Origin of the sequence: Streptomyces sp. KR55 (assembly GCF_052245645.1) — a bacterium.
Lineage (GTDB): Bacteria > Actinomycetota > Actinomycetes > Streptomycetales > Streptomycetaceae > Streptomyces > Streptomyces flavusporus.
Map to the genome: position 1 here is coordinate 1 of NZ_JBQQCE010000431.1, position 8,341 is coordinate 8,341.

Sequence of the window (8,341 nt, forward strand, 5' to 3'; positions counted from 1 at the left end):
GTCCGCCCCAGCCACGTCCGCACCAGCCGCCCCTCCTCGCCCGCGCGGGCCGCCTCGTCGACGTACGCCACCGCCTTGGGGAAGCGGCGTCTGAGGGCGGCGAGGTTCTTCAGGCCGTCGCCGGAGGTCTGGCCGTAGATGGCGCCGAGCACGGCGAGCTTGGCCTGGGCGCGGTCGCCGGAGAAGGCGCGGTCGGAGACGGACTGGTACAGGTCGGTCTCCCGGCCGGCCACCTCCATCAGACCGGGGTCGCGCGAGATCGCCGCCAGCACGCGCGGCTCCATCTGGTCGGCGTCGGCGACGACGAGCCGCCAGCCGGGGTCGGCGACCACAGCGCGCCGGATGACCTTGGGGATCTGCAAAGCGCCCCCGCCGTTGGTCACCCAGCGGCCGGTGACGGTCCCGCCTGCGAGGAACTCGGGCCGGAACCGGCCGTCCCGGACCCAGGCCTGCAGCCAGGACCACCCGTGGGCGACCCAGATGCGGTACAGCTTCTTGTACTCGATCAGCGGCTTCACGGCCGGGTGGTCGACGGACTCGATCTCCCAGCGGCGGGTGGATCTGACCTTGATCCCGGCCTGCGCGAAGGCCTTGATGACATCCGCGGGCAGGTCGGGGCGGACCCGGCGGCCGAAGGCGGCGGACACCTCGTCGGCGAGCTCGGCCAGGCGGCGGGGCTCACCACCGCCCGCGTACCGCTCGCCGAGCAGTTCGTGCAGCACCTGGCGGTGGACGTCGGCGCTCCATGGCAGCCCCGCCCGGTTCATCTCGGCGGCGACCAGCATCCCCGCCGACTCGGCTGCCGTGAGCAGCCGCATCCGCTGCGGTTGGGCCGCCCGGTCGTGCCGGCGCTGCTGCTCGGCGTAGACCTCGATGAGGTCGGCCAGCGGCACATGCACGGACTGTGGCTCGAACAGGGGGGACTGCGCGCCGGGTTCGGCGGCGCGCTGGGGTGGATCGGGCGGTACGGGGCCGCCGCGCAGCCGGGCCAGGGCGGCGGCCGCCGAGCGGGGTTCGCCGGACCGCCCCTCGTGGCCGAGGAGGAGGGTCTCGGCGTCCTCGATGTCGTAGCACCGCTCCACTCGCACCCCCGTGGCGAGCAGGCGCGGGTAGACCTCGGCGGTGGAACGCCAGACCCAGCGCGTGACCTCGGGCCGACCGCGCACCGCCGCGGCGAGGTCCGGCTCCCGCACGACCGGTCCGGCGGGCAGCCCGTCCGGGCCGAGGGGGGCGAGCTCCGCGCCACCGTCCTCGGCCGGAGCGAGCGCCCACCGGTCGGTCATGCTGCGAGTGTGGCACCCGGGTCTGACAACGGCCTCAGCCCTGCGCTTCGCCCTCCTCGCGGGCCTCCTTGGTGCTCTGCTCACCGCTCTTCAGGAACTGGGAGAGCAACTCGACGATGTACTCCTCCACCGCCTGCTTGGTGAGGCCGAGGCCGGACAGGACGCCTGTGCCGTTCTCGAACTCCAGCAGGGCCAGCAGGATGTGCTCGGTGCCGATGTAGTTGTGGCCGAGGCGCAGGGCCTCGCGGAAGGTGAGCTCCAGCACCTTCTTGGCGTCGGAGCCGTAGGGGACGAGGTCGGGGACCTTGTCGGCGGCTGCGGGCAGCGCGGCGGTGGCTGCCTGGCGGACGGAGTCCAGGAGGACGCCCTGGGCCGTGATCGCCTTCGCGGCCAGGCCGTCCGGCTCGGCCAGCAGGCCGAGGACCAGGTGCTCGGGGCGGCCCTCGGCGTTGCGGGCCGCGATGGCCGCGTTGTGGGCGGCCATCACCACGTTGCGGGCACGCGGGGTGTAGCGGCCGAAGCCCTGCTGCGGGTCGAGGTCGGTCGACTCCTTCGGCACGAAGCGCTTCTGCGCGGCCTGCCGGGTGACGCCCATGCTCTTGCCGATGTCGGTCCAGGAGGCACCGGACCGCCGGGCCTGGTCCACGAAGTGGCCGATCAGGTGGTCGGCCACCTCGCCGAGGTGCTCACCGGCGATCACCGCGTCCTGGAGCTGCTCGAGCGGCGCCGTGTGGACCTTCTTGATGGCCTCGATGAGTTCGTCGAGACGTACGGATGACGTGATGGTCGGGTTCGTCGACATGTGTCAACCGTAGGTTGCCCCCTTCCGGGGTGTCAACCGCGAGTTGACATCGATCAGCCTCCACGCGCGCGTGCCCTCTTCGACGACTGTCCCGACGGCTACTTCGGCGACGAGGCGACCAGCCGCACCGCCAACCCCGTGAACACCGTCCCGCTGAAGATGCTGAGCCCCCGCGCCACCCGCCGACTCCGGCGCAGCAGCGTCGACAGCTTCCCGGAGAGCAGCCCGATGAACCCGTCCACCGCGAAGCCCATGACCACGATGGTGATCCCGAGCACCAGGAACTGTCCCTGCACATGCCCCAGTTCCGGATCCACGAACTGCGGCAGAAAGGCGACGTTGAAGAGGATCACCTTGGGGTTGAGCAGATTGGTCACCGCCCCCTGCCAGAACGCCCGCCGCCGCCCGGCCCCGGCGCCCTGCCCGTCCTCCACCGGCACCGCACGGTCCCGGAACGCCTTCACCGCCAGGTAGAGCAGGTACGCCGCCCCGGCCCAGCGCAGCACGTGGTACAGCGTGGGCAACGCCAGGAACAGCGCCGACAGGCCGAGCGCCGCGGCGACCGCGTGCACGAACATCGCGCACGCCACCCCGAGCGCGGCCATCACCCCCGCCGTGGGTCCGCCCCGGCCGCCCATCGCCACGATGAACATCATGTCGGGACCGGGAGTGACGCAGAGCGCGAAGGCGGCGACCAGATACGCCGCGTACAAAGACATGTCCACCATGCGCGCCATGCTCGAAGCCGCCGGACGGAACGGCGACCGAGTTTCGCTACGTGAGACCGGCCCATGGCACGATCGCCGGGTGAGCAGCAGCACGACCAGCACCGTCGAACGCGCCTTCCAGGCCGCCCTCTACGGCGACACCGACACCGCCCTCGACACCGGCGCGTCCCTCCTCGCCGCCGACCCGAGCGCGGACGCCGAACTCACCCGCCGGGGCGAGGAGTTCGTGGCGACGGCCTGGCGGCGCGGCTGGCAGCCCGCCGACGTCGTGCGCATCGTGCGGCGCGAGCTGGACGACGTACACGAGCGCCTCGTATCGGCGCTGATCCGCGCGCAGTCGTCGTACGACCGACCGCGCGGCCCCCGCTGGACCGCACAGCTCGACGAACTGACCGCCGAAGCCCCGCCCCGCATCGACCGCTTCTCGCATGCGACGGCTGTCCTGGAGCTGTACCGGCTGCTGCTGCGGCTGCCGGCACTGGAGCCACTGGACGAGCCGCAGCGGCACCACAAGCCCGAGTCGCGCATGCTGACCCGTATCCGCGCCCTGCTCACCAAGGCGGAGGCGACCGGTTACCCGGACGAGGCGGAGGCGCTCAGCGCCAAGGCGCAGGAGCTGATGGCCCGGCACAGCATCGACGAGGCGCTGCTCGCCGCGGGCGCCCCGGCCGCCGACGGGCCCGCCGCCTGCCGGATCGGTGTCGACCCGCCGTACGAGCAGGCCAAGGCGGTCCTGCTGGACGCGGTCGCCGCCGCCAACCACTGCCAGGCGGTGTGGAACGAGCCCCTCGGCTTCTCCACCGTCGTCGGCTTCGAACCCGACCTGGAGGTGGTCGACCTGCTCTACACCTCGCTCCTCGTGCAGGCCACGACGGCGATGACGAAGGCGGAGGCGGAGCAGCGTGCGGGCGGCCGCAAGCGCACGAAAACGTTCCGGCAGTCCTTCCTCGCCGCCTACGCCCACCGCATCGGCACCCGTCTCGCGGCCGCCGCCGAGACCCAGGTGACCGACGACCTGCTCCCGGTCCTCGCCTCCCACAAGGTCGCGGTCACCGACCGTCTGGAGAGCATGTTCCCGGAGACGACCACGACCCGGCTGCGCGGAGTCAGCGACGCGGCCGGCTGGACGGAGGGGGCACGCGCCGCGGACCGCGCGGAGGTCAGGTCGCGCCGCCACCTGGACAGGTCCTAGTCACCCGCCTGCTGGAAGGCGCTGACGGACGCGTCCGGGGCGTTCTTGCCGGCGAGGGCGACGGGGCCGTACGACCAGTCGAAGCTCTGCGTGTCCGTCGCGCCGGGCAGGCTGATCTCCACCGTCTTCACGTCGAGGGTGTCGGCGCCGCCCGCCTCGCCCCGTACGTACGTGATCGTGAAGGACGCGGGCGCGTCCTTGGCCGGCGTCAGTTGCTGCGCTCTGGCGGCCTGGTCCGCGGGCACGGCCACCGAGGTGCCGCCGACGGTCAGGCCGACGCCGGGGAAGCCGTCCAGGGTGCACTCGGCGCCTCGGCTGGTGAGCGTGACGGGGATGTTGCCCGTGTCACCGGCGGCGGTGAGCGGAATGGCGCGCATGAGTGGGTCCCCTGGGGTCGTGACGTTGCCCTTGACCATCACGTACGAACCCGCCGCGCGGTTACCCGCCCGGCCTCCACCGTGCGCCTGGCACACCCCACATGTCCCGCCTGATACGCACCACACGTACCGTAATCTGACGGAATGAGCTGGTTTCGGGCGCTGAAGGAGACCGCGCGCTCGGGGCTCAGTGTGCAGCGGACCAGGCTGGAACCGCTGCTCGCGCTGCGCGGCGCGGCCGGACTCGCGATCACTATCTGGGTGAGCATGTGGGCGCTGGGGCCCGAGGCGGCGGTCAGTTCGGCCTTCGGGGCGTTCCAGGCGGCCATCGCCACCTTCCAGCGCAGCTGGCGCCCGCGCCCCGAGCTGGCCCTGGCCTCCGGCACCAGCCTCGCCGTCTCGACCTTCCTCGGCTACCTCACCATCAGCCACCTCGCCCTCTTCGTGGCCCTGCTGGTGCTGTGGACCTTCGCGGCCGGCCTGACCTGGGCCGTGGGCCCGACGGCCGGCCTGATCGCCTCATCCAACGTGGCGATGATGCTGGTGACGGTCACCCTGCCGACCTCGGTCGCCCAGGCCGCGGGGCATGCGGCCATGATGATCTTCGGTGGTCTGGTGCAGGCGGCACTGATCGTGCTTGTTCCGGTACGACGCTGGGGCCGCCATCGCGACGCGCTCGCGGACGCCCTGGCCGCCGAGGCCGACTACGCGCGTCGACTGCGCCACGACCCCGTCGCGCCCTTCGATCCGCTGCCCCTGATGGTGGCCCGCGAAGCGGCCGCCGTGACCCCCCGCCAGGCCCGCCGCCGCCCCGCCGAACTGCACGGCGCCCGCGGCCTGGCCGAGCGCATCCGCCCGGTCCTCGCCTCCCTCGCCGACCCGGCCGTCGGCGTAGCCGAGGAGGGCCGGGCACGCGACCTCGTCCGCGAACTCCTCGGTGCGGCGGCCACCATCCTCGACGCCGCCGCCGGCGCCATCCGCCGCGGCGACCCTGTCGAGCTCCCGCCGGCCGCGGTGGCCGCGTTCAGCACCCCGGCCACGGGCGCCGTCCTGACGGGCCCGGCCTACCGCGCGGCGTCGCGACTGGGCCGTCTGCTGGGGGACGTGGTGGAGACGGCGAGCCGGGGAGGCACCGGGCGACTCCAGCAGGCATCGACGCTCAAGAGCGGCGGAGGCACCGGGCAGCGTCCGCCCGTAGCGGCACCCGAGGCGTCAACCAGCCCTCCCTCCTCCTCGAAGACCCTCCTCCGCCCCACCTTCCCGGAACTGATCCCCGCTGCCCTCAGGTCCATCCGTAAGGAACTCCACCCGAACTCACCGGTCACCCGCCACGCCACCCGCTCCACTGCCGTCACCGCCACCGGCTACCTCCTCGGCGCCGCCCTCCCGTTCGGCCACGGCTACTGGGCACCGCTCGCCGCGGTCATGATCATGCGCCCGGACTTCTCCCAGACCTACAGCCGTGCGGTCGCCCGCCTGGCCGGCACGGTCATCGGCGTAGGCGTGGCCACCGGCGCACTCCAGGTCACCCATGCCGGCCCGCACCTCTCCGCCGCGCTGGCCGTGGCGAGCGCCGCGCTGATGTACCTGCTGATGAGCTCCGCCCAGTTCGTGGCCCAGGCCTGCATCGCCGCGTACGTCGTGTTCCTGCTCGGCACGGCCGGCGAGCAGTGGACGCAGACCGCCCCCGAACGCATCCTGCTCACCGTTGTCGGCGGTGTCCTCGCGATGGCCGCGTACGCCGTCTACCCGGCCTGGGAGACACCGCGCCTGCGCACCCTCCTCGCCGACTGGCTGGCCGCGCAGGGCCGGTACACCGCCGCGGTCGTACGGCACTACGCCGAACCCGTCGGCAAGGCAGCCCCCGACGTCCGCGAGGCCCTCCTGTCCGCGCGCGATGCCCGCGCGGCCTGGCACGCGGCGGTGGCCCGGGCCGCGGACGAGCCCGTACGCCACCGCGGCCTGTCCCGGGTGGCCGCCGACGACGCGGAGGACGCCCTGACGCAGATGGGCCGCGTGACGATGCTGATGGAGGCCCATCTCCCGGAGCGCGACGCCCGCCCCGTCCCACCCGCCGCCCGCCTCGCCGACGCTCTGCGCACGGCCACGGAAAAGGGCGCGAAGGCCGTCCGCGAGCGCCGGGTCCCACGCTGGGACGCCGTACGAGACGCCCTCGACGACCCGACGTGGAGCATCGCCGACGACCCCGTCGTACGCCACGGCTCCCGCATGCTGCACCGCTGCCTGACGGAACTGTCCGAGGCCCTGGACCCGACGCCGCCCTCGTCGGACGACCGCGGCCCACCGCAGCGGTCAGGGGCGTGACCTCACGGCCCGGATCCGGCCGTCGGCAGACCGCCGCCACCCGCCGCAGCCGTCAGGGCGTCACCTCACGACCTACTCCAAAGCTGCCGTCGGCAGACCCGACGGCAGCTTTCCGCCCTCGGCCTTGGTGTAGGTCTCCGCGCCGAGACCGCCCTCCCACGTCACCTTCAGAGTCGTGGCGCCGACGGAGTCAACCGTGCCGGTCCCGCGTTCGTCGCTCCTGTCCGGGCAGGTGAGGCGGATGGTCGGCGTGCCCGAGGCCTTGCCCACGCGCCCGCTGCACACGGTCCCGCCGGTGGCGAACAGCCCTGCGTCGTCACCGGTGACCACCAGCGCCACCGCCTCGCCGTCGGTCGTGGCGAACCAGCTGCCCTGCAGGTCGCCGGCCGCGGACGTCAACCCGCTGCTGCCGCCACCGCCCGTACCACCGCCGGTGTCGGCCGACGACGCGCTGGGGCTGGGCGCGGAGTCGTCCGTGGAGCCGTCCTCGCTGCACGCGGTCAGCGCGAGCACGCCCGTCAGCGCAGCGGCCGCAATCCGCACCCGCCGATGTACCAGCACGCGCGCGTAGGTCGCAGAAGTCACTGCATGCCCCCTGGGGTGAGCCGGTCAGCCGTACGACCGCAGCAAGCTACCAGCCGTAACCGGGTCGGTCCCTACCAGGAGGACTTCCGCACTCCCGGCAGATACCCCGCGTGCGCCTGCTCCCGCAGACTCACCCGGGACAGCCCGAACGCCCGGAAGTAGCCGCGCGGACGGCCGTCCACCTGGTCCCGGTTGCGTACGCGCGTGGCGCTGGCGTCCCGCGGCTGCCTGCGCAACTCGCGCTGCGCAGCGAGCCGTTCGGCCTCCGTGGAGGACGGCCGCCGGATGATCTCCTTCAGCTCGGCCCGTCGCGCGGCGTACCGCGCGACGATCTCCTGCCGCTGCTCGTTCTTCGCGATCTTGCTCTTCTTCGCCATCTCGGTTCCCTCGCCCTCTCAGACCTTCACTCCGCGCGCGCGGATGCGGGCCACCGCCGCCTCGACGCCGATCGTGTCGACCGTCTTGATCGCCCTGGCGCTCAGCCGCAGGCGCACGTACCGGCCCTCGGTGGGCAGCCAGTAGCGCTTGGTCTGGATGTTGGGGTCGAAGCGGCGCGAAGTGCGCCGGTGCGAGTGGGAGATGCGGTTGCCGAAGCCGGGCTGGGCGCCGGTCAGCATGCAGTGGGCGGACATCGGTGGTGACGTACCTCTCTGCTCTCAGGGTGTGTAAATGGAATTCATTTTCAGTAAGATACCAGCATGGCACGCAACGAACTCCGCCCGGTCATCAAGCTCCGGTCCACAGCCGGCACGGGCTACACGTACGTCACCCGCAAGAACCGCCGCAACGACCCGGACCGCCTGACCCTGCGCAAGTACGACCCGGTCGTCGGCCGCCACGTCGACTTCCGAGAGGAGCGCTGATCAGCCGCCATGCGCAAGGGAATCCACCCGGACTACGGTCCCGTCGTCTTTCGTGACCGTGCCGCCAACTATGCTTTCCTGACCCGCTCGACGATGACGAGCGACAGGACGATCGAGTGGGAGGACGGCAACACCTACCCGGTGGTGGACGTCGAGATCTCGAACGTCAGCCACCCCTTCTACTAC

The 8,341-nt window shown here is 72.5% G+C and carries 11 protein-coding genes; 4 read left to right on the forward strand and 7 right to left on the reverse strand.

The genetic code is table 11. The features are described from left to right. The 3 genes from ACTWQJ_RS40540 to ACTWQJ_RS40550 all read right to left on the reverse strand — a co-directional run. Positions 1–1,283 (reverse strand): bifunctional 3'-5' exonuclease/DNA polymerase (locus ACTWQJ_RS40540; protein WP_443311435.1); only part of this gene is annotated, 1,283 nt, incomplete at its 3' end. Between the two features lie 34 nt (positions 1,284–1,317). Then, entirely contained in the window at positions 1,318–2,085 is a 768-nt protein-coding gene (locus ACTWQJ_RS40545) for a Clp protease N-terminal domain-containing protein (protein WP_443311436.1), read from the reverse strand. 98 nt (positions 2,086–2,183) lie between these two features. Further along, the gene (locus ACTWQJ_RS40550; RefSeq protein WP_443311437.1) at positions 2,184–2,813 is read right to left on the reverse strand and encodes a LysE family translocator; all 630 of its coding nucleotides are present in this window, start codon (positions 2,811–2,813) and stop codon (positions 2,184–2,186) included. Positions 2,814–2,820: 7 nt separating this feature from the next. Between ACTWQJ_RS40550 and ACTWQJ_RS40555 the strand changes: the two genes are divergently transcribed. Beyond that, on the forward strand, positions 2,821–4,005 hold the full coding sequence (locus ACTWQJ_RS40555; protein WP_443311438.1) for a DUF2786 domain-containing protein: 1,185 nt from the start codon (positions 2,821–2,823) through the stop codon (positions 4,003–4,005). Here the strand turns inward: ACTWQJ_RS40555 and ACTWQJ_RS40560 are convergent. Continuing rightward, the gene (locus ACTWQJ_RS40560; protein ID WP_443311439.1) at positions 4,002–4,382 is read right to left on the reverse strand and encodes a DUF4232 domain-containing protein; all 381 of its coding nucleotides are present in this window, start codon (positions 4,380–4,382) and stop codon (positions 4,002–4,004) included. The genes ACTWQJ_RS40555 and ACTWQJ_RS40560 overlap by 4 nt on opposite strands. A gap of 144 nt (positions 4,383–4,526) precedes the next feature. Here ACTWQJ_RS40560 and ACTWQJ_RS40565 point away from each other — a divergent pair, with 144 nt between their 5' ends. Then, positions 4,527–6,707, forward strand: coding sequence for an FUSC family protein (locus tag ACTWQJ_RS40565; protein ID WP_443311440.1), 2,181 nt, complete (start codon positions 4,527–4,529; stop codon positions 6,705–6,707). Between the two features lie 72 nt (positions 6,708–6,779). Here ACTWQJ_RS40565 and ACTWQJ_RS40570 read toward each other — a convergent pair whose 3' ends face one another. The 3 genes from ACTWQJ_RS40570 to rpmB all read right to left on the reverse strand — a co-directional run bounded on the left by ACTWQJ_RS40570 (position 6,780) and on the right by rpmB (position 7,924). Continuing rightward, complete coding sequence (locus ACTWQJ_RS40570) at positions 6,780–7,292, reverse strand: hypothetical protein (RefSeq protein WP_443311441.1); 513 nt, start codon at positions 7,290–7,292, stop codon at positions 6,780–6,782. A gap of 71 nt (positions 7,293–7,363) precedes the next feature. Next, complete coding sequence (rpsN, locus tag ACTWQJ_RS40575) at positions 7,364–7,669, reverse strand: 30S ribosomal protein S14 (RefSeq protein ID WP_129799524.1); 306 nt, start codon at positions 7,667–7,669, stop codon at positions 7,364–7,366. A gap of 18 nt (positions 7,670–7,687) precedes the next feature. Then, a complete protein-coding gene (rpmB, locus tag ACTWQJ_RS40580; RefSeq protein WP_129799523.1) occupies positions 7,688–7,924 on the reverse strand; it encodes a 50S ribosomal protein L28 in 237 nt (78 codons plus the stop codon). Positions 7,925–7,990: 66 nt separating this feature from the next. On the opposite strand from rpmB, the gene rpmG reads away from it, so the two are divergent. Both rpmG and ACTWQJ_RS40590 read left to right on the forward strand, forming a co-directional pair. Then, complete coding sequence (rpmG, locus tag ACTWQJ_RS40585; RefSeq protein WP_009192555.1) at positions 7,991–8,155, forward strand: 50S ribosomal protein L33; 165 nt, start codon at positions 7,991–7,993, stop codon at positions 8,153–8,155. A 9-nt stretch (positions 8,156–8,164) separates the two neighbouring features. Then, positions 8,165–8,341: type B 50S ribosomal protein L31 (locus ACTWQJ_RS40590; RefSeq protein ID WP_443311442.1), on the forward strand; the 177-nt coding region annotated here is incomplete at its 3' end.

Coding starts and splice junctions, on each gene's coding strand:
- ACTWQJ_RS40545 (WP_443311436.1), bottom strand. CDS start 2,085: ATGTCGACGAACCCGACCATCACGTCATCCGTACGTCTCGACGAACTC.
- ACTWQJ_RS40550 (WP_443311437.1), bottom strand. CDS start 2,813: ATGGTGGACATGTCTTTGTACGCGGCGTATCTGGTCGCCGCCTTCGCG.
- ACTWQJ_RS40555 (WP_443311438.1), top strand. CDS start 2,821: ATGCTCGAAGCCGCCGGACGGAACGGCGACCGAGTTTCGCTACGTGAG.
- ACTWQJ_RS40560 (WP_443311439.1), bottom strand. CDS start 4,382: ATGCGCGCCATTCCGCTCACCGCCGCCGGTGACACGGGCAACATCCCC.
- ACTWQJ_RS40565 (WP_443311440.1), top strand. CDS start 4,527: ATGAGCTGGTTTCGGGCGCTGAAGGAGACCGCGCGCTCGGGGCTCAGT.
- rpsN (WP_129799524.1), bottom strand. CDS start 7,669: ATGGCGAAGAAGAGCAAGATCGCGAAGAACGAGCAGCGGCAGGAGATC.
- rpmB (WP_129799523.1), bottom strand. CDS start 7,924: ATGTCCGCCCACTGCATGCTGACCGGCGCCCAGCCCGGCTTCGGCAAC.
- rpmG (WP_009192555.1), top strand. CDS start 7,991: ATGGCACGCAACGAACTCCGCCCGGTCATCAAGCTCCGGTCCACAGCC.